A 19,287-nucleotide genomic window follows, 5' to 3' on the forward strand; every position below is an offset into this window, starting at 1 on the left:
CATACGCGCTGGGAGGGGCATGGCACGCGACACGGGCGGCGGACGGTCCTCGTCGCTGGCCTCCGAGGTGGCACGCCGGCTCCGCGCGGCGATCGTGGACGGCGAGTTCGACCTCGGCGAGGCGCTCTCCGAGGACGGCCTCGCCACCGCCCTCGGGGTGAGCCGCACACCGGTCCGCGAGGCGCTGCGCATGCTGCAGCTCCAGGGCCTGGTCGAGATCGTGCCGAAGTCCGGGACGTATGTCTTCCAGCCCACCGAGGACGAGATCTTCGAGCTGTGCGAATACCGCACCACCCTGGAGATCCGCGCCGCCCAGTTGGCCCTCGAACGCGCCCCGGACGCCGCCCTCGCCGCCATGCGCCGGGCCGTCGAGGCCATGACGGACGCCCTGGCGGGCAAGGACACCAAGGCGTACGGCACCGCCGACACCGCCTTCCACGAGGCGTTCTTCGCCCACTGCGGCAACCGCTATCTGAGCGACGCCTACCGGATGAGCCTGGCCCGCGTCTCGGCCCTCCGCGTCCACCTCACCTTCCTCGCCACCACGGAACCGGCGCGCTCCTTCGCCGAACACCGGCGGATCACCGAGATCTTCGCCGAGGGCCGTACGGACGAACTGGAGGAGATCCTCAAGGCGCACATCATGCGGACGCGCGAGAACTACCTGCTGGCCCTGCGCGCCCGTGCCGCCCGCGACACCGAGTCCAAGGCGGCGGGCCTGCGCCGCAAGCTGGGCCTGTCCAGCTGACCGCCCACTGACCCCCTACTTCCAGGGGACGGTGAGCCAGGGGCTGCCGGGGTCGGTGGAGAGGATGCGGTGTGCTTCGAGCATGTCCTGGTACCAGGTGCCGAATTCCTCTTCGTCGAAGTGCAGACACCGGCCGAGGATGTAGGACGCGGAGAACTCTTCCCAGGAGCGGTAGTTGGCCCGGCTGAGCTTCCCGGCCCGCAGGATCGCGCTCTCGGCCTCCCGCTGGTCGCAGAACCGGGCTCCCAGCCCCCAGCGCGCCATTCCGGCGGCCCGTCCGTAATCCCACGCCTCCACGGAGGGGACGAACTTCCCCTCCGCCAGCAGACCGTCGGCGCGGAAACGCTTCTCGTAGCGGGCGATCCGGCCGATGAGCCGCTGTACTCCTGCGATCTGCGCCGCCACCTCGGCGCTGTCGCGGGGGCCGACCTTCGTCACCCCGTCGGCACTCAGCCGGTACTCGGTTCCCTCGGCGCCCCGTCGCAGTACCTTCTCGGCCGCCTGCCGCCACTGGTCCATCTCGACGTGGCCGCCGAAGTCCCGGGACAGCGACCGCCGGACCCCGAGAACGAACTCCCAGGCACCGCTGACCATGTCCGCGTCCAGCAGGCGCTGCTGGCAATCCCGCCACTCCTCGCGGCTGGTGACGCCCCACCAGTCCTTGAGGCGCCGCTTCTCACCGGTGTGGCCCATGCCGTGGTAGGCCATGTTGTTCCACAGCTCACCGTTGTTGACGGACAGCAGCGCGATCAGCCCCAGCCCGTGTGCCACCGCCCCCGTCGCTGCTCCGCTTCCCTCCAGCGCGCGCAGCCGCATGTGGTCGTGCGGGTGACCGCAGTCGGATTGCGCGAGGCGCCGCACATGCTCCTGCCACAGGGCGCGATGGGCCGGTGTCGCCGGGAAGAACACCTCGCACGGGCTGCCCGGGTTGACCACGATCCATGAGGTGCCGCGGTCCCGCCACCCGTCCGCGAACCAGTCCAGGGAGGTGTTCCAGAAGAGCGTCTCCGGTTCGGGATCGGGCAGCATGCCCTCGGTGAGGACGGGCAGACAGTTGGCCCGCACCTGTGAGTACCAGTAGGGCAGGCACTGAGGCGTTTCCGGATACGCCTCGGCCCACTCGGCGGACTCGGCGATGAAGAGGTCCGCCCCGGCCAGCGCGTCGAAGAACGCGGGCCAGTCGCCGCGCAGTTTGGCCTCGTACAGCGTCCGCTCGACCACACCCGGCGGCTGCCACCCGGACGCCGCCTGGTGTTCTTCCCCGCCGACCGCGTTTCCCTCCCCGTAACCCATGACAGAGGACTCTACCGAGCGCCGCCGGTGCGCTGTCCGCTACCCCGCGATCACCATGGCCAGGATGTACACGACGAAGGCGGCGGGCAGCAGCCCGAAGAGGGCGCCCGCACGGAGGAGCAGGGGCTTGCCGGGGGCCTGCCGGGAGGCGAAGGGGTCGGGGCCGGGCTCCGGCAAGCGCTCGATCTTCGAGCGGACCCGCAGATTCAGGATGATGGTGACGGGGTTGAACAGCAGCGCGGACAGCGGATGCCACCACCCCTGCCAGAGCGTCGTGGCGGTGTGCTTGCGGAAGAGCGCCGTACCGCAGTCCCGGCAGAAGCGCCCCCGTCGCTTCCGGAACAGCATGAAGAAGAAAAGACCCTGGTGGTGACGGACCGCCAGCTCGGCTGCGGGCGCCCCGCCGCACAGCTGGCACGCGGGCTGCCGCGGCGCGGCGTACGGGGCCCCCGCACCGGCCGCGTCCGCGGCGAGCGCCGACGGAGCGGGGTGAAGCGGGTACCCCGGCAGCGGCGCCTCAGCGGCCGCCGGACCCGCCGTTCCGTACCCCGTACCGGGAATCGCGCCGTAAGGGTTGCCGGGCAGTGTCGGCAGCGACATGGACTTCCTCACCCCAAGTGATCCAGTTGTGCGCCACCTTATGCGACGTGGGGTGCGCGGGGCCGGGGCCGGGGCCGCCGCACGGGCCGGTCGGGCCGGTCGGACGCACCGGCCCCGTGCGGGCGGTGGCTCACCCGGGTACGGCGTCCGCGCGCATCATGACGCAGTCGAACTCCACCACGCGTCCCGTCGTGTCCTCGCGTGTCACCGGGTACATGCCCGTGATCCCGAAGCCGTGGTCCTCGTACGCGGCGATGGCCTCGTTCATCGGAGGGCTCCCCTCGTAGAGCCGCAGCACCGCGACCTCCGACTGCAACCCCACGAACTCCTTGATCCGGTCCCCGGCGCCCGCGAACACCTCCAGGTCGTACCCCTGGGTGTCCATCTTCAGATAGGGGCGGGGGTCGGTGAGACCGGCCAGCGCCTCGTCCAGCACGGCGTCCAGCCTGCGGATCTCGATCTCCTCCGTGCGGTCCCGGGCGAACCGCCGGTAGCGGTCCTTGCCGTAGTCGCTCGCGGGGAGCAGGGAGTTCATGGTGGCCCAGCCCACGTGCATGGACTGGCTGGACTCCTCGCGGCCGAGGGCGAAGGGGTACACCCACCACTCGGGATCGTTCTCGGCGGCCTTCTCCAGCTTCGCGAACGCCTCGTCGGTGGGCTCGAAGGAAACGATTCTGCCTGTATAGCCGAGGCTGCGCAGCCGCCTGCCGTACTGCCCGGCGTTGGCGCCCACGTCGAAGACGCAGTTCACCTCGTACTTTTCCAGCAGCCCGGCCACATGGTGGCCGCACAGATAGGCGGCGGCCGCCAGCTGGAGCGCGCGCTCGTCGGAGGCCTTCGCGTCGTACAGCAGATGGGCGCCGGTGTCCCCGAGCCGGACGTTCGTCCACGCGTTCTTTCCCGGGTCGCCGCGGCCACGGGCCACCACCCAGGTATCCGGCCGCACCCGCGTCACCGCGTAGCGGCCGCCGCCGCGCGTCACCAGGTCGGCCTCCCGGCCCACGGAGACGCGTTTCCGCTTGCCGCGCCGGGAGAGCACCGCGGTGCCCGAGCCGAGGTTGAGCACCTGCACTCCGAGCCGGGGAAGCACATTCAGCAGACTTCTGTAAAGGGTTCGCATCCAGACAGCGTCGCAGGTCTCGGCCGTCTCGGCTTCCCCTTACGGCCAATTGATTCGCTTCTCTGTCGTCTCCCGGTACTGGCCTCCTATTTTGCGAGAAAAAGTGTGCCAAGCGGCCCGATCGCCGGGGACGGCCGGGCCGCGCCGGGGCCGACGGGAGCTGGCCGAAAACCGAGGCTGGTCCGTATCGCGTGCCTGCGAGAGTGTCGATCACTGTCGAGGCGTCAGATCCACCTGGCTGAGCCTCACATGACATGCGCCAAGCACAATGGGGTGCGCACAGTCCGCGAAGTCTCGGTCAAAGGAAATGGGATGAACACTCACGACTACGTCATCGTCGGTGCCGGATCGGCGGGATGTGTGCTGGCGGCCCGGTTGTCGGAGGACCCCGAGGTCCGGGTGGTGCTGATCGAGGCGGGGGGCCCGGACACGGCGGAGGAGATCCATGTTCCCGCCGCCTTCCCGCAGTTGTTCAAGAGCGAGGTCGACTGGGATCTCCATTCGGGCCCGGAACCGGGGCTCGGCGGCCGGCGGACCTATCTGCCCCGTGGCAAGGTGCTGGGCGGCTCCAGTTCGATCAACGCGATGATCTATATGCGCGGCAACCGTGCCGACTACGACGGCTGGGCCGCCGCCGGGGCCACGGGCTGGTCGTACGCCGAGGTGCTCCCGTACTTCCGGCGCGCGGAGGACAACGAGCGCGGCGAGGACGCGTTCCACTCCGTGGGCGGGCCGCTCACCGTCAGCGACAGCAGGTCCCGCCACCCGCTCGCCACCGCGTACATCGACGCCGCCGAGCAGGCCGGACACCCGCGCAACGAGGACTTCAACGGCGCGACGCAGTTCGGCGTGGGCCGGTTCCAGCTGACCCAGCGCGGTGGCATGCGCTGCAGCGCGGCCGCCGCCTATCTCCGTCCCGTCCTGGGGCGGCCGAACCTCACCGTGCTCTCGTCGGCCCGGGTCCACCGCGTGCTGATCGAGGGCGGCCGGGCCACGGGTGTCGAGGTGGAACGCGGCGGCACGGTCGAAGTGATCCGCGCCGAGCGTGAGGTGATCCTGTCCGCGGGCGCCTACGAGTCCCCGAAGCTGCTGATGCTGTCCGGGATCGGGCCCGCCGCCACGCTGTCGTCCTTCGGTGTCGACGTGGTGCGCGACCTCCCGGTGGGGGAGGGCCTGCAGGACCACTACATGGCCCTGCTGAACTTCCGTACCGATGTCGAATCGCTGATGACCGCGGCGACCCCGGAGAACGCCGCGCTGCTGGAGAACGAGGGGCGCGGCCCGCTGACCTGCAACATCGGCGAGGCTGGTGGCTTCTTCCGCAGCCGGGCCGGACTGGAAGCGCCGGATGTGCAGTTCCACATGGCCCCGGTGCTCTTCCATCAGGAGGGGCTCGGCCCCGCCACCGAGCACGGCTTCGCGCTGGGCCCGTGTGTGCTCGCGCCGACCAGCCGCGGCCGGGTTTCCCTGGGCTCCGCCCACCCGGACGCCGAACCCCGGATCACACACAACTACCTCATGACGGCCGAGGACCAGCACTGCATGGTCCAGGGGGTCCGCATCGCCCAGCGGATCGCGGCGCAGGACGCGTTGACCAAGATCACCACCGGACCGTTCGACATACCGGACTCGGACTCCGACGCGGAGCTGCTCGCCTTCTCGCAGCGGGTCGGACAGACGCTCTACCACCCGACGTCGACCTGCGCCATCGGCTCCGTGGTCGACCCCGAGCTGCGGGTGCTCGGCACGGAGGGGCTGCGGGTCGTCGACGCCTCGGTGTTCCCGACGGTGCCGAGGGGGAACACCAACGCACCCGTCATCATGGCCGCGGAGAAGGCCGCCGACCTCATCCGGGGATTCCCCGCCGCCATACGCTGACGGCCCCCGCCCCCGGCGCGCGGCTTGCGTGGCCTCGGGCGGCCTCGGGCCTCGGGCGGCCTTGGGCGGTCCTGGGCGGTCCTGGGCGCTCAGCCGTCGGTGCCGGGGAGTGTCTGCTCGGCCCAGATGACCTTTCCCTGCGCGGTGTAGCGCGTGCCCCAGCGCAGGGCGAGCTGGGAGACCAGGAACAGGCCCCGGCCGCCCTCGTCGGTCACAGCGGCCCGCCTCAGATGGGGCGAGGTGCTGCTGCCGTCGGACACCTCGCAGGTCAGGCTGTGCCCGCGCAGCAGCCGTATCCGGACCGGGGGGACGCCGTAGCGCAGTGCGTTGGTGACCAGCTCGCTGATGACCAGCTCGGCGGCGAAGGCGGCGTCGTCCAGCCCCCAGTCCCGTATCCGCTGGGCGCAGGCCGCCCGCAGCGGGGCGACCGCCGCCGGGTCGGCGGGCACCTCCCACTCGGCCACGTCCTTGAGGTCGAGCAGGCGGGTGCGGGCCACCAGCAGGGCCGCGTCATCGGTCGGACGGGCGGGGAGGACGGTCGCGAACAGCTCACGGCAGGTCTGGCCGGGGTTGAGCTCCGGGGCGGCGGCGAGGGTGCGGCACAGGAGGTCGAGACCGGTGTCGTGGTCCCGGTCGTGGCTTGCGACGAGTCCGTTGGTGTACAGGATCAGGCGGCTGCCCTCGGGCACCGCCAGGTCGGCCGCCTCGAAGGGTTCGCCTCCCAGGCCCAGCGGCGGGGAGGCCGGAACCTCGGGGGTGAGGACGGTGCCGTCCGGGCGGGCCAGGACGGGGCCCGGGTGACCGGCCCGGGCCATGCTGCACCGTCCGGAGACCGGGTCGTAGATCGCGTACAGACAGGTGGCACCGGTGATGCGCGCGGTGTCGGTGTCCGTCGCACGCTCCTGGTCGAGCCGGGCGACCAGCTCGTCCAGGAGGGCGAGGACCTCGTCGGGAGGCAGGTCCAGGGCCGAGAAGTTCTGCACCGCGGTACGCAGCCGCCCCATCGTGGCCGCCGCGTGCAGCCCCTGCCCGGCCACGTCCCCGACGACGAGGGCGACCCGGGCTCCGGGGAGTGGGAGCACGTCGAACCAGTCCCCGCCCACCCCGGCCCGCGCGGGCAGATAGCGGGAGGCCACCTCCACGGCGTCCTGGTCGGGCAGGGCGCCGGGCAGCAGATTGCGCTGCAGGGTGGTGACCATGGTGTGCTCGCGGGTGTAGCGGCGCGCGTTGTCGACGCACACCGCGGTACGCGCTGCCAGCTCCCCGGCGATCACCAGATCGTCGTCGTCGAACGGCCCGCTCGGCCGGGTCCGGCAGAAGGTGGCCACGCCCAGGGTGACGTCGCGGAAGCGCAGCGGAACCGTGATCAGCGAGTGGATGTCCTGGTCGAGCAGGCGCCGGGCCTCGGCCTCGTATCCGGCGGGCCACGCGGCGGTGTCGCCCAGCTCGGCGTGGAGGACGGCCTGTCCGCTCTCCAGCGCCCGGCGCTGCGGCGAGGACGGCGCATGGACGGCCTTCTCACCCGGACGGAAGAGCGGGTGCCCGGGGGCCACGCCGCCGACCGCCGTGCGGTGCAGGACGCCGTGCGAGGCGCCCGGTTCCTCGCCCCGCAGCACCGGCTCCAGCAGTTCGACGGTGGCGATGTCGGCGAACCGGGGGACGGTCACCCCCACCAGCTCCTCGGCGGTGCCGCTCAGCTCCAGGGTGGAGCCGATCCGTACGCCCGCGTCGTACAGCAGCCGCAGCCGCTCGCTCGCCGCCTCGGCCCGGCCGGACAGCGCCCGCAGCTCGGTGGTGTCGCGCAGCGTGGCCACGCTTCCGGCGGGGCCGCCCGCCCGGTCGGTGGGCCGGATGTTCACGGCCAGCAGCCGGTTTCCGGCGGCGTGCACCTCGTCGGTGACGGGCTGCCCCGCGGCCAGCAGCCTGGCCAGCGGTGGTTCGAGGCCCAGCTCGGTGACCTGCCGCCCCTCGGCGCTCTCGGCGCCCCCCGCGTCGGGGGTCAGCTGGAGCAGCCGCCGGGCCTCGTCGTTGATCAGCAGCAGCCGCCCGTCGGCGTCCATGATCAGCACGCCTTCCCGGACCGAGTGCAGCACCGCGTCGTGGTGGGCGTACATGCGCGTCATCTCGGCGGGGCCCAGACCATGCGTCTGCCGCCGCAGCCGCCTGCCGGCCAGCGCCGTTCCGGCCGTGGTGAGGGCGAGGGCTCCGCTTCCGGCCCCGAGCAGCAGCGGCAGCTGGTGGTCGACCTCGCTGTTCACGCTCTCGATCCTGACCCCGACCGACACCCCGCCGACCAGGGTGCCGTGGGCGCCGGTGACGGGGACCGCCGAGATCACGGAGGGGCCCTGGCTCGCCCGGAAGGTCCGCGCGATCGTCTTCCCGGCCAGTTCCTGCCGCACCACCGATTCGGGGCCGACGATCCGCTTGCCGATCAGTGCCGTCTGGGGGTGGGTGAGGCGCATTCCGTGCCGGTCGAAGACCACGATGCTGTCGACGCCGGTGCGCTTGCGCACCTCCTCGGCGCGGGGCTGGAGCAGCGATGTCGGGTGAGTACCGGTCATGGCCGCGCCGATCCCGGGCCCCTCCGCGAACGTTCTGGCGACGCTCAGAGAGCGCTCGCGAGCCTCTTCCGAGGCGTGGGCCCGCGCTTGCAGCGCAAGCGCGGCCACCGCCAGGGAGACCAGTACGAGGGTCAGCAGGACCTGCAGGATGAAGACCTGTCCGGCGACGCTCGGCGCCCGTGACAGCGCCCGTATACGGTCCCGGACCGTACGAGCAAAATTGCTCATGTCAGCATGTATAACATCTCTTTTCGGTCAGTCGACAGGGCCGGCCTCATGAGGCGTCGTGGAAGACCAGCCCGAGCGTGCGGCGGCGCCCGGAACGGACGGTGCTCACACCGTGCCGCATAGGGGTGGTCGACCAGCCTCGGCTGGAGGCCACGGGGCGGTCCCGGGTGGTGAAGACCAGCCCGTGGCCCTGGGGCAGGGTGGTGGACGAGCCCCTCGACTGCGCGCGGGGGCGCTGCTCGGTCATCAGGAACTCACCGCCCGTGAAGTCCTTGCCGGGGACGTCGAGGCCGACGACCACCTGGAGCGGGAAGAGCATGTCGCCGAACACGTCCCGGTGCAGTGCGTTCCAGTCGCCGGGTCCGTAACGCAGCAGGATCTGGGCGGACTTGGTCTGCCCCGCCTCGTGGCACATCGCCAGCCACGCGTCCAGGGTGTCGGGCCACGGTGCGGGCCGGTCCAGTGTGCGGGCCCAGTCGCGGGCGATGGGCAGCAGTCGCGGATAGAACGCCTCGCGCAGCTCGCGCACCGGGTCCGGGAGGTCGTGGGTGAAGTAGCGGTATTGCCCCGAACCGAAGCGGTGGCGGGCCATGTCGACGGTCGTGCGGAAGCGCTCGGTGTCGTCGTACAGCGCCGCGACGCGGCGGCACGCGCCGGGGGTGAGGAGGGGGCCGGTGAGCGCGCTGCCGTACGCGTTCAGCTCGTCGATGAGCGCGTCCCAGTCGACCGCCGCGACGCGGTCGGCCGCCTGGCCGGTGGGGTGGGTGGTAGCGGTCATGGTGGTGCGGTTCCTTCGCGGTGGCGGGCCGTGTGCGCTGGGGCTTTTCTGTGCGGTGGTGTCCCGTGCGCTTTCGTTCCGCTGTCCACGATGGGGTCCCGCCGCCCGGATCGCTGGCGGGATTCGGACGTCATGCTGGGCGCCTGCCCGCTGCGTCCGGAGGATCATGTTCCGGCCGATCCGTGGACGAGGGCGATCTGCCTGGTCATCCGGCGGATCGCCGCCGGTGCGTTCCGTCCGCCGCCCGGAGAGGTGCCGCGCTCCGCCTATCGCGCGTGTGCCGTGTCTGGCTTGTTAACGACATGTTCCCGAGCGGTGCCGCAGCGTAGCCATGTGAAGCGCTTAGGATCACCACATGATCACGGCCCGGTCGCTTTTCGGCATCCGGTGGGCCCGCGTGACGGCGAGCCCGCTGCGTTTGCTGTGCCTGGCCGCGCTCCTGTTCGGCTTCGTCTCCATGCACGCGGTGAGCGCCGAAGCCGTATCCGGCCACCTGACCGGCTGCGCGTCCGCTCCGGTGGCGTCCGCCGAGTCCGCCTCGTACGCCGAGACCGGCGAGACCGCAGAGACCGCCGCGTCGGCCGCGACCGCGGGGCCCGGGGCCGCGGGGGGTCATCACGACGACGAGGCGGCCCATTCCACGCACGAATGCGTCCTCGCCCAGCCGGAGCAGGGGCCCGAGATGACAGCCCCGTGTCCGGCCCTTTGGGATCAGGCCGTATCCGGTGGCGCGCCGCACACCTTGTCCGCGCACCCGGCCGCGACCACGGCAGCCGGTTCCCCGCCGCCCGACGCACAGAGGGCCGCGGTTCTGCGTATCTAGCACCGGCCGGTATCGGACCCGATCGACGCCCTCGCCACGTTTCCGGTCACCGCAGTCATCGCTGTTGTCGCTGCTGCCACCGCTGTCACCGGAAAACGATGCCCGGCGTGACGAGTCCCGCGCCGTGATGGCGTCGTAGCCCCACAGGCGCCCGTCTTCCGTCTCCTTGCCGATTCCTGTCCGCCCCTTCCCGCCCCCGCGGCGGGAGGGCGGCCGCCGTGCGGAGAACACGTGCCGATCCTCGCCCTACGTCCCCAGCCCCCGGCCGCTCGCGGTCCGTGGTGGCCTCGCCGGATGCTGGCGTTCGTCCTGAGCGCCCTGCTGCTGACCGGACCCACCTGCGTCGGCCACCTGGCCGGTGCCGAACAGACCCAGGGAGTGCGGGTCGCGGACGACGCACGGCAGTCCGCCGCCACCGGACCTGCCGCGCGGCCGTCCGCCGAGGGCCCGGCGGGCGCCGAGCACTGTGCGCCCACTCCCCGTGAAACGTCCGGCCGGGCCGCCCAGCCGTCGGCGCGTGCCCTGCCCGCCTCCGCTGTCGCCGCCGAGGCCGCCCGGACCGTGGTGCTCGAGGCGGTTCCGGACCGCCCGCGCACGCTCTCCCCACGAGCGCCGACGGTCAGATCCACCCTCTGCTCGACCAGTCGGTGGCGCATATAGAGGACGCCGTCGTGGCCCGCGCACCGGCTGCCGCCCAGCGGCACCGGACGCGGATCGGTGCCCGCGCCAGCGCGCCGCACCGTGCCCGAGATGAGCATCCGATGAGCCATCAACCACCGAAAGCGGACAGATGCGATCTCTGACCCTCAACGACGCCACCCCCACCGTCCCCGGCCTGTCCGGACTGGTCGGCAACACGCCCGTCCTGCGGGTGTCCGAGCCCCTGGCCCCGGCCGGCCGTGGCTTCTGGGCCAAGCTGGAGGGCTTCAACCCCGGCGGCATCAAGGACCGGCCCGGTCTGCACATGGTCGAACGGGCGCGCGCCCGGGGAGATCTGCGCCCCGGCGCGCCGATCGTCGAGTCGACCAGCGGCACGCTGGGGCTCGGCCTCGCCCTGGCCGGTCTGGTGTACGGCCATCCCGTCACCCTCGTCACCGACCCCGGTCTGGAGCCGTCGATGACCCGGCTGCTCACCGCCTACGGCGCCTGGGTCGACATGGTCACCGAACCGCATCCGGAGGGCGGGTGGCAGCAGGCCCGCCGCGAGCGGGTGACCGAACTTCTCGCCCTCCACGCCGGTTCCTGGTGCCCCGACCAGTACAACAACCCCGACAACACCGCCGCGTACACCCCGCTCGCCCTCGAACTGGCCTCCCGGTTCGGCCACATCGACATCCTGGTGTGCAGCGTGGGCACCGGCGGACACTCCGCCGGAATCTCCCGCGTGCTGCGCCAGCTCTACCCCGAGATCACGGTGGTCGGCGTGGACACCATCGGCTCGACCATCTTCGGGCAGCCCGCCCGCACCCGGCTGATGCGCGGCCTGGGGTCGAGCATCTACCCCCGCAACGTCGCCTACGACAACTTCAGCGAGGTGCACTGGGTCGCCCCGCACGAGGCGGTGTGGACCTGCCGCCAACTTGCCTCGTCGCACTACGCCACCGGCGGCTGGAGCGTGGGCGCGGTCGCGATGGTCGCCGGGTGGCTGGCCCGTACCCACCCCGTGGACGCCCGCATCGTCGCGGTGTTCCCGGACGGCCCGCAGCGGTATCTGGACACCGTGTACAACGACGACTACTGCGCCGCCAACGGCCTGCTGGACCAGCCGCCCGCGTCCGAACCCGACACGGTGGGACACCACGGCGAGCGCGAAGTGGCCCGCTGGACCCGCTGCACCGCCGTGGTCGACCCCCTCACCGGCCCGCTCACCGACCCGCTCACCGCGGGCGCCCCGGCCGCACCGGAGGCCGCCCGATGAAGGCGACACTCACCCAAGTGCGGTCGTACGAGCGCAGTGTCCAGCTGTTGATGGTGAACCAGTTCACCATCAACCTCGGCTTCTACATGCTCATGCCCTACCTGGCCGCGCATCTGTCCGGCACGCTCGGGCTCGCCGGGTGGCTGGTCGGACTCGTCCTGGGCGTACGGAACTTCAGTCAGCAGGGCATGTTCCTGGTCGGCGGTGCCCTCGCCGACCGGTTCGGCTACAAGCCGCTGATCGTGGCGGGCTGTGTGCTGCGCACCGCCGGTTTCACGACGCTCGGGCTCGTGGAGTCGCTGCCCGCGCTGCTGGCCGCCTCGGCGGCCACCGGACTCGCCGGGGCCCTGTTCAACCCGGCGGTCAGGGCCTATCTGGCCGCGGACGCGGGGGAGCGCCGGGTGGAGGCGTTCGCCCTGTTCAACATCTTCTACCAGGCGGGCATTCTGCTCGGCCCGCTGGTGGGCATGGTGCTGACCGGCGTCGACTTCCAGGTCACCTGTCTGGTCTCGGCCGGGATCTTCGCCGTGCTGAGCGTCGTACAGATCCGGGCGCTGCCCGCCCGCCGTGCCGATGACGTCCCGGCACCGGGGCAGGAGGGCCGGGAGCGGGTGCTGACCCAGTGGCGCGGCATCCTGGCCAACCGGCCGTTCCTGCTGTTCTCCGTCGCCATGATCGGCTCGTATGTGCTGTCCTTCCAGGTCTATCTGGCCCTGCCGCTGGAGGTACGACGGCTCGGCGGCGAGGGGGAGTTCGGCACCGCGGCGGTGGCGCTGCTCTTCGCCGTCTCCGGGCTGAGCACCATCGTCGGCCAGACCCGGGTGACGGCGTGGTGCAAGGCCCGTATGGCGCCCGGCCGGGCGCTGGGCTGGGGGCTGGCCGTCATGGGCCTGGCCTTCCTGCCGCTGCTGGTGGCGACCGCGCTGCCGGTGCCGGACGGCGGGCCCGGCCGGTGGGTGCTCGCGGCCGTGCCGCCCGCGCTCGCCGCGTTCCTGCTCGCGCTGGGCACGATGATCGCCTACCCGTTCGAGATGGACACCATCGTCCGGCTCTCGGGGGAGCGGCTCGTCGCCACCCACTACGGGCTGTACAACACCATCTGCGGGGTCGGCATCACCCTCGGGAACCTGCTCACGGGCGCGGCGCTGGACGCGGCCCGTGAGGCGGGTATGCCCGCCGTCCCGTGGGTCGTGCTGCTCGCGCTCGGGCTGGCCTGCGCGGCAGCGCTCTTCGGGCTGCACCGTACGGGCCGACTGGCACCGGCGGTGCCCGAGCCCAGCCCCGCGGCGGCCTGACCCGGCGAAGACCGGCGACGGCGCCCCCGCCGGTGGCCATGCCCGGCCACCGGCGGGGGTGTTCCGCCCGGCCCCCGGCGGGGGTGTCCCGCACTGCCACGCACGGTCCTCGGCCACCGCCGATCAGGTGCCGCCGCCCGGCGCCCGCGGCGGTGGTCGTACCCGGGTCCGGACCGGGCCCGTACGGTCGTCCGGGCGGGCACCCCTGTGCCCGCCCAGACGACCTCCGGAGCGCCACGTGCGGAATCCCAGCCCCCTGACCGGACGCCTCGCCGTCGTGACCGGGGCCGCCCGCGGACTGGGCGCGGCCATGGTCCGGGAACTGGCGGGGCGCGGCGCACGTGTCGTCCTCCTCGGCCGGGAGGAGGAAACCCTCGCGCAGGTGGCGGACTCGCTCGCCGCGGAAACGCACTGCTACGCGGCGGACGTGGCCGACGACGCGGCGATGGCCCGGGTGGCCGGGCAGATCCACGACCGCGTCGGCAGGCCGTCGGTCGTCGTCGCCAACGCGGGCGTGGCCGAGGGCGGGCCCTTCGGGGACTCGCCCCCGGCCACTTGGCGGCGCGTGGTCGAGGTGAACCTCATCGGCAGCGCGAACACCGCGCGGGCCTTTCTGCCCGGTCTGCTCGCCACCCGCGGCTACTTCCTCCAGATCGCCTCGACGGCCGCCTTCGGGTCCGCGCCCATGATGAGCGCGTACTGCGCCTCGAAAGCGGGCGCCGAATCGTTCGCCCAGTCCCTGCGCGCCGAACTCGCCCACCAGGGGGTCGCCGTCGGCATCGGCTATCTGAGCTGGACCGCGACCGACATGATCCGCGACGCGGACCGGTACGGGGTGCTGCGGGAACTGCGCGCCCATATGCCGCCACCGGCCAGGCGCGTCCACCCCGTCACCACGGTGGCCGCACGCATGGTGTCCGCCGTCGAACGACGCGCCGCCACCGTCTACGCACCGCCCTGGCTGCGCCTCGCCCAGCCGGTCCGCCCGCTGCTGCCGCCGCTGGTCACCTGGTTCTCCGCCCGGGAGCTGCCCCGGCTGGCCGAGCGGACCCGCTTCGAGGCCACCGGGCTGCTGGGGGCCGGGGGCCGCGCGGACCAGGCGGCCGCCGACGGGTGAGACGCCCCGGGGCTCAGCCGTTGTCGAGGATGGTGCCGTGCTCGTCCATGGTCGGGTGCATCTTCATGGGGCCGTAGTTGTCGAGGTCCGAGGGGCGGGGCGGCTCCGGCCCGTCGGGGCCGCTGCGCACCATCCGCTCGATGCGGCAGATCCGGAACAGACGGCCCTCCACGCGGGCTTCGTCGGCCCGCCGGGCGCGCCGGAATTCCTCGGCGGCCCGCGCGTACACCGCTCGCTTGTGGTCGTCGTACTCGTAGAGCAGCGGCCACATCTCGGCCATACCCTGGTAGAGCAGCCGCCGCGCGTCGTGCGGCGTGGGCATCAGGGCGCCCTGGGGGCTCCACCGCTGCCCGGCGCGCTCGGCCACGCCGAAACCGACGGGCAGCAGGACGATGTCGGGATGGGTGGTGACGGCCTGCTCGGAGTGCTTGCGGACGACGGTGGGGAAGCGCGGTCCGGAGTAGGCGAAGGTGCTCAGCGCCAGCTTCATGGCTCCCGCCATCAGCCCGGCCTCGTCCTGCTCGGGGTCCAGGACGAATCCGGTGTCGGGCGACCGGGCCTCGTGCCGCCCGTCCCAGGAGATGAGGGACGGCTCCGGGTCGGTGGGACGCGGCGGCTCCAGGTTGTGCTCGCCGGTACGGGCGAACTCGTCCCCGCGCACCACCCGGTAGCGCACGCCGAGCACGGTCATCTCGTTGAGCGGCTTCTTCTCCAGCTGGGCGACCGCCGCCAGCAGCTCGCGGCGGGTCGGGGCGTCGTCGGTGTCGTCCCTGGCCTTGAACCACAGGAGCGAGTTCAGATCGTCCCGGGCCTCCTGGGGGGTGCCGCTGGTCACCGGCTTCGCCAGCCGCCAGGGTGCTCCGGCACCGGGCTCCTGTATGGCCAGGCCGAAGACGGGGCCGCGGAGCGCGAGATGCGGATAGCGGGAGGACGCGTCCACGGCGTCGGCTTCGGTCACCCATTCGGCGGGGTCGTCGCGCCGCACCAGATCGGCGTGGAGCCGGTCCAGCTTTCGCTTCCAGTGTTCGGCCATGCGCACATTGTCGAGGGTTCCGGGCGGCGGACGGGGCGGAACGCCTCAAGTGATCAAAAGCCTTAAATCCGATGTCACTACTGTCATTCCGCCGGTCGCTGGACGGTCGGCAGGGTGGCGCGGGGGGCGGTGCGGGGGACGGTACGGGGCGGCCCGAGGGCGGTGCGGCAGCGGTGGGGCGGCGGCGCGTGGCGCGTCGCGAACGGGCGGATGGCGGCGGCGCATAGCCTGACATATCCGTGTCTGCCCGGAGGCGTTCGAACGATGACGGCACGTCAGCACTGGCTCTTCGGCGATCAGCTCGGTCCGCACTTCGCCGACCACCGCCACCACGGTCCCGACGCACACGCCCCGCTGATCATGATCGAGGCGCGGTCGGTGCTGGCACGCCGCCGCTTCCACCGCGCCAAGGCCCATCTGGTGCTGTCGGCGATGCGGCACCGGGCGGCCGAACTCGGCGACCGCGTGCGGTACGTCCAGGCCCGGACCTACCGCGAGGGGCTGGCCGAAGCCGCCGGACGGGACCGCGTGACGGTCTGCCACCCGACCTCCCGCCGGGCGCTGGAGCTGGTCGGGTCGCTCGACCAGGTCGAGGTACTGCCCGCGAAGGGTTTCCTGGTGACGATGGCCGACTTCGCCTCCTGGGCCGGTGAGCACGCCAGTGGCCGACTCCGGATGGAGGACTTCTACCGCTGGGTGCGCCGCGGCCACGAGTTGCTGATGGACGGCGACGAGCCCGCGGGCGGCCGGTGGAACTTCGACGAGGAGAACCGCGAGCCGCCGCCGCGCGGCGCGCGCACCCTCGACGTCCTCGGGCCGTGGCGCCCCGACGAGGACGAGATCGACGAGCGGGTGCGGCACGACCTGGACCGCTGGGAACGCGAGGGCACGGTCTCCTTTGTCGGCCGGGACGGCCCACGGCGGTTCCCCGCGACCCGGCGCGAGGCACTGGCGTCGCTGCGCCACTTCGTGACCCACCGGCTGCCCTGCTTCGGGCCGCATGAGGACGCGATGCTCGCGGCCGACCCGGCCCTGTGCCACAGCCTGCTGTCGGCGCCGCTCAACCTCGGGCTGCTGCATCCGGCCGAGTGCGTGGACCGGGCGGAGCGGGCGTGGCGCGACGGTGCCGCGCCGCTCGCCGGTGTCGAGGGGTTCGTACGGCAGATCGCCGGGTGGCGGGAGTACGTCTGGCAGCTGTACTGGCACTTCGGCGAGGACTACCGGGGCCGCAACGCACTGCGCCACACCACCCCGCTGCCCGGCTGGTTCCTGGACCTGGACGCCGACGCGGTGACCGCGCGCTGTCTCGCCACGGTCCTGGCCCAGGTCCGGGACACCGGGTGGACCCATCACATCCCCCGGCTGATGGTGCTCGGCAGCCGCGCGCTGCAGGACGGCTGGGACCCGGCGGCGGTCACCGACTGGTTCCACCGCTGCTTCGTCGACGGGTACGACTGGGTGATGCTGCCGAACGTCGTCGGCATGTCGCAGTACGCCGACGGCGGGCTCATGACGACCAAGCCGTACACCTCCGGCGGGTCGTACATCAACAGGATGAGCGACCTGTGCGGGCCCTGCGCCTACCGCCCGGGGGACCGGGCCGGTGAGCGGGCCTGCCCGTACACAGTCGGCTACTGGTCCTTCCTGCACCGGCACCGGCAGCGCCTGGCCGGGAACCACCGCATGGTGCGGGCGGTCCGGGGGCTGGACCGGCTGGGCGATCTGCCGGAGGTGCTGGAGCGGGCGGCGGAGCGGGGCGACGCGACGCCGTGAGCGCGGGGCGCGGGGGAGCGGCGCAGCCTTACGCGCTCTTTGCAATAAAGCGCGTCTGCAACTATTTTAGTCGCTGCACACCCGAACCGAGCCCGAAGGAATCACCGTGCGTATCGACCTTTCCGGAAAGACCGCCCTGGTCACCGGGTCCACCCAGGGCATCGGCCACGCCATCGCCGCCGGGCTGGCCCGGGCGGGCGCCCGCGTCGCCGTCAACGGCCGCCGGGCGGAGTCCGTCGCCGCCGCCATCGCGAAGCTGGAGCAGGAGGTGGGCGGCGGCGTCTTCCTCCCCGCCCCCGGCGACCTCACCACCGAGGACGGCGCCCGGCAGGTCGCGGAGGCCGTCCCGGACGTCGACGTCCTCGTGAACAACCTCGGCGTCTTCGGCGCCAGCCCGGCGCTGGAGATCAGCGACGCCGAGTGGCGCCGCTACTTCGAGGTGAACGTGCTGGCCGCGGTGCGGATGATCCGCACCTATCTGCCCGCCATGAAGGACCGCTCCTGGGGCCGGATTCTGAACATCGCCAGCGACTCCGCCGTCGTCATCCCGGCCGAGATGATCCACTACGGCATGTCGAAGACCGCCCTGCTGTCCGTCACCCGCGGCTTCGCCAAGGAGGCCGCGGGCTCCGGGGTGACGGTCAACTCGGTGATCGCCGGGCCGACGCACACCGGCGGTGTCGAGGACTTCGTGTACGAGCTGGTGGACTCCGACCTGCCGTGGGACGAGGCCCAGCGGGAGTTCATGGTCAAGCACCGGCCGCAGTCGCTGCTGCAGCGGCTGATCGAGCCGGAGGAGATCGCCCACATGGTGGTCTACCTCAGCTCACCGCTCGCCTCGGCCACCACCGGAGGAGCCCTGCGCGTCGACGGCGGCTACGTCGACTCCATCCTTCCCTAGGGTCCTGGGCGCGCCCTAGGCGCGGGGTGTCGTGCCGTTCAGGAAGCGCAGGAGGAGGTTGCGGCCGACCGCGCCCGCGATGCTGTGGTACGTGTCGTCGAAGGCGTGGTCGCTGTAGGGAATGGCGTTGAACTGGGCGTCGTCATGCGCCTGGCGCAGCCGGTCGGCGAGCCCGCGCACCCGGGACTCCCGGATGAGGTGGTCGGAGGCGCCGGTGACCAGCAGGGACGGCATCAGACCGGGGCGGACACGGTTGATGGCGGAGGCGTAGTCGTAGCGCTCGGGGTGCTGGGCGGGGGTGCCGCCCGTGTACTCCTCGGTGATCTCGCGCCCGTAGCCCAGGAGGCCGTTGTCCTGCCAGGTGCCCTTGAGGTCCGCGGCGGGGTAGAACCCGGCGACGGCGACCGGCGGGGCGGGCAGCCGTGCGGTGCAGCTGCTGGCGATACGGCCGGTCTCCAGCCCGTACGCGACGTTCAGCGCGAGGCTTCCGCCCGCGGAGCCGCCCACCAGCACGGTGCGGGAGGTGTCGACGCCGTAGGGGCGGGCCATCCTGGCGAGCCGGGACATGGCGCAGACCACATCGTCGGAGGCGTCCTTCCAGCGCGGCGGCGGCGTGAGCCGGTAGTCGATGGACAGGACCGGGTAGCCGTGGTTGGCGAGCCAGCGGTAGTCGCCCGCCCGCTGGTTCCGGCTGCCGGTGGCGAATCCGCCGCCGTGAATCCAGATCACCATGGGCTTGTCGCCCTGGCGGTGTTCCCCGCGCGGCGCCCACAGCCCGGCCTTGAGCGTGCGGCCCTCGACGTGGTCGTAGCCGAACACGTGGTCCGGCGGGGCCGTGGGCTGGTCGACGGCGAGGATGTCGGCGGCGGACAGCGGAACGTTCTGGGCGTGGGCGTAGAGCAGCTGCGTGATCAGGACGGTGGCCGCGCCGATGGCGGTGACCGCCGAGGTGAGGGTGGTCCACACCGCCGTCCGGCGCCTCCCGCGCCTCCACGCCACCACCGCGCCCACGGCGATGACCAGTCCGAAGACCACGTACCACAGCGGCCGGGGGCCGACCCAGGTGGTCGCGTAATACCCGAGCACGGGAATGGCCGGGACGACCGCGCCGAGTGTGACGAGCGCCACCAGCCCCGAGACCACCAGCCCCAGGCCGAGACCTGCGCGGCGCGCCCAGCGGGGCAGGGCGCTGGGGGTGGGTATGCGGACACGGGCGTTCAT

16 protein-coding genes are annotated in these 19,287 nt (G+C 72.4%); 9 read left to right on the plus strand and 7 right to left on the minus strand.

The window, feature by feature from the left end; genetic code table 11:
- The first annotated feature begins 19 nt into the window (after positions 1-19).
- On the plus strand, positions 20-748 hold the full coding sequence (locus tag ABZ370_RS05550; RefSeq protein WP_358616821.1) for a GntR family transcriptional regulator: 729 nt from the start codon (positions 20-22) through the stop codon (positions 746-748).
- Between the two features lie 15 nt (positions 749-763).
- Here ABZ370_RS05550 and ABZ370_RS05555 read toward each other — a convergent pair whose 3' ends face one another.
- The 3 genes from ABZ370_RS05555 to ABZ370_RS05565 form a co-directional block, all read right to left on the minus strand.
- The gene (locus ABZ370_RS05555) at positions 764-2,041 is read right to left on the minus strand and encodes a DUF1266 domain-containing protein (protein WP_358616822.1); all 1,278 of its coding nucleotides are present in this window, start codon (positions 2,039-2,041) and stop codon (positions 764-766) included.
- Between the two features lie 39 nt (positions 2,042-2,080).
- Positions 2,081-2,641, minus strand: coding sequence for a hypothetical protein (locus ABZ370_RS05560; protein ID WP_358616825.1), 561 nt, complete (start codon positions 2,639-2,641; stop codon positions 2,081-2,083).
- A 130-nt stretch (positions 2,642-2,771) separates the two neighbouring features.
- Entirely contained in the window at positions 2,772-3,761 is a 990-nt protein-coding gene (locus tag ABZ370_RS05565; protein ID WP_358616827.1) for an FkbM family methyltransferase, read from the minus strand.
- Between the two features lie 312 nt (positions 3,762-4,073).
- Between ABZ370_RS05565 and ABZ370_RS05570 the strand changes: the two genes are divergently transcribed.
- Positions 4,074-5,639, plus strand: a complete 1,566-nt coding sequence (locus ABZ370_RS05570) for a GMC family oxidoreductase N-terminal domain-containing protein (RefSeq protein ID WP_358616829.1) — start codon at positions 4,074-4,076, stop codon at positions 5,637-5,639.
- 89 nt (positions 5,640-5,728) lie between these two features.
- On the opposite strand, the gene ABZ370_RS05575 is transcribed toward ABZ370_RS05570, so the two are convergent.
- Both ABZ370_RS05575 and ABZ370_RS05580 read right to left on the minus strand, forming a co-directional pair.
- Entirely contained in the window at positions 5,729-8,428 is a 2,700-nt protein-coding gene (locus tag ABZ370_RS05575) for a SpoIIE family protein phosphatase (protein ID WP_358616833.1), read from the minus strand.
- 46 nt (positions 8,429-8,474) lie between these two features.
- Positions 8,475-9,206 carry a 2OG-Fe(II) oxygenase gene (locus ABZ370_RS05580; protein WP_358616835.1) on the minus strand — a complete coding sequence of 244 codons (732 nt, stop codon included), beginning with the start codon at positions 9,204-9,206 and terminating at the stop codon, positions 8,475-8,477.
- Positions 9,207-9,561: 355 nt separating this feature from the next.
- On the opposite strand from ABZ370_RS05580, the gene ABZ370_RS05585 reads away from it, so the two are divergent.
- From ABZ370_RS05585 to ABZ370_RS05605, 5 genes are all read left to right on the plus strand, one after another.
- Complete coding sequence (locus ABZ370_RS05585) at positions 9,562-10,029, plus strand: hypothetical protein (protein ID WP_358616839.1); 468 nt, start codon at positions 9,562-9,564, stop codon at positions 10,027-10,029.
- Between the two features lie 294 nt (positions 10,030-10,323).
- Complete coding sequence (locus ABZ370_RS05590; protein WP_358616841.1) at positions 10,324-10,689, plus strand: hypothetical protein; 366 nt, start codon at positions 10,324-10,326, stop codon at positions 10,687-10,689.
- A gap of 130 nt (positions 10,690-10,819) precedes the next feature.
- The gene (locus ABZ370_RS05595; protein WP_358616843.1) at positions 10,820-11,947 is read left to right on the plus strand and encodes a PLP-dependent cysteine synthase family protein; all 1,128 of its coding nucleotides are present in this window, start codon (positions 10,820-10,822) and stop codon (positions 11,945-11,947) included.
- Positions 11,944-13,242, plus strand: coding sequence for an MFS transporter (locus ABZ370_RS05600; protein ID WP_358616846.1), 1,299 nt, complete (start codon positions 11,944-11,946; stop codon positions 13,240-13,242). The genes ABZ370_RS05595 and ABZ370_RS05600 overlap by 4 nt, the downstream gene beginning before the upstream one ends.
- A 238-nt stretch (positions 13,243-13,480) precedes the next feature.
- The gene (locus tag ABZ370_RS05605) at positions 13,481-14,359 is read left to right on the plus strand and encodes an SDR family oxidoreductase (protein WP_358616848.1); all 879 of its coding nucleotides are present in this window, start codon (positions 13,481-13,483) and stop codon (positions 14,357-14,359) included.
- A 13-nt stretch (positions 14,360-14,372) separates the two neighbouring features.
- On the opposite strand, the gene ABZ370_RS05610 is transcribed toward ABZ370_RS05605, so the two are convergent.
- A complete protein-coding gene (locus ABZ370_RS05610; protein ID WP_358616850.1) occupies positions 14,373-15,392 on the minus strand; it encodes a DUF5954 family protein in 1,020 nt (339 codons plus the stop codon).
- A gap of 264 nt (positions 15,393-15,656) precedes the next feature.
- Between ABZ370_RS05610 and ABZ370_RS05615 the strand changes: the two genes are divergently transcribed.
- Together ABZ370_RS05615 and ABZ370_RS05620 are read left to right on the plus strand one after the other, a co-directional pair.
- Entirely contained in the window at positions 15,657-17,165 is a 1,509-nt protein-coding gene (locus tag ABZ370_RS05615; protein WP_358616852.1) for a cryptochrome/photolyase family protein, read from the plus strand.
- 106 nt (positions 17,166-17,271) lie between these two features.
- Positions 17,272-18,066, plus strand: coding sequence for an SDR family oxidoreductase (locus tag ABZ370_RS05620; RefSeq protein WP_358616854.1), 795 nt, complete (start codon positions 17,272-17,274; stop codon positions 18,064-18,066).
- A 15-nt stretch (positions 18,067-18,081) separates the two neighbouring features.
- Here ABZ370_RS05620 and ABZ370_RS05625 read toward each other — a convergent pair whose 3' ends face one another.
- Positions 18,082-19,287 carry an alpha/beta hydrolase fold domain-containing protein gene (locus ABZ370_RS05625; RefSeq protein WP_358616856.1) on the minus strand — a complete coding sequence of 402 codons (1,206 nt, stop codon included), beginning with the start codon at positions 19,285-19,287 and terminating at the stop codon, positions 18,082-18,084.

The organism is Streptomyces sp. NPDC005962 (genome assembly GCF_040629205.1).
GTDB lineage: Bacteria > Actinomycetota > Actinomycetes > Streptomycetales > Streptomycetaceae > Streptomyces.

What these genes read in the sequence shown, in the direction of transcription:
- ABZ370_RS05585 (WP_358616839.1), top strand. Translation starts at nt 9,562, where the DNA reads ATGATCACGGCCCGGTCGCTTTTCGGCATCCGGTGGGCCCGCGTGACG.
- ABZ370_RS05575 (WP_358616833.1), bottom strand. Translation starts at nt 8,428, where the DNA reads ATGAGCAATTTTGCTCGTACGGTCCGGGACCGTATACGGGCGCTGTCA.
- ABZ370_RS05570 (WP_358616829.1), top strand. Translation starts at nt 4,074, where the DNA reads ATGAACACTCACGACTACGTCATCGTCGGTGCCGGATCGGCGGGATGT.
- ABZ370_RS05580 (WP_358616835.1), bottom strand. Translation starts at nt 9,206, where the DNA reads ATGACCGCTACCACCCACCCCACCGGCCAGGCGGCCGACCGCGTCGCG.
- ABZ370_RS05590 (WP_358616841.1), top strand. Translation starts at nt 10,324, where the DNA reads ATGCTGGCGTTCGTCCTGAGCGCCCTGCTGCTGACCGGACCCACCTGC.
- ABZ370_RS05595 (WP_358616843.1), top strand. Translation starts at nt 10,820, where the DNA reads ATGCGATCTCTGACCCTCAACGACGCCACCCCCACCGTCCCCGGCCTG.
- ABZ370_RS05600 (WP_358616846.1), top strand. Translation starts at nt 11,944, where the DNA reads ATGAAGGCGACACTCACCCAAGTGCGGTCGTACGAGCGCAGTGTCCAG.
- ABZ370_RS05625 (WP_358616856.1), bottom strand. Translation starts at nt 19,287, where the DNA reads ATGAACGCCCGTGTCCGCATACCCACCCCCAGCGCCCTGCCCCGCTGG.
- ABZ370_RS05565 (WP_358616827.1), bottom strand. Translation starts at nt 3,761, where the DNA reads ATGCGAACCCTTTACAGAAGTCTGCTGAATGTGCTTCCCCGGCTCGGA.
- ABZ370_RS05610 (WP_358616850.1), bottom strand. Translation starts at nt 15,392, where the DNA reads ATGGCCGAACACTGGAAGCGAAAGCTGGACCGGCTCCACGCCGATCTG.
- ABZ370_RS05555 (WP_358616822.1), bottom strand. Translation starts at nt 2,041, where the DNA reads ATGGGTTACGGGGAGGGAAACGCGGTCGGCGGGGAAGAACACCAGGCG.
- ABZ370_RS05550 (WP_358616821.1), top strand. Translation starts at nt 20, where the DNA reads ATGGCACGCGACACGGGCGGCGGACGGTCCTCGTCGCTGGCCTCCGAG.
- ABZ370_RS05615 (WP_358616852.1), top strand. Translation starts at nt 15,657, where the DNA reads ATGACGGCACGTCAGCACTGGCTCTTCGGCGATCAGCTCGGTCCGCAC.
- ABZ370_RS05560 (WP_358616825.1), bottom strand. Translation starts at nt 2,641, where the DNA reads ATGTCGCTGCCGACACTGCCCGGCAACCCTTACGGCGCGATTCCCGGT.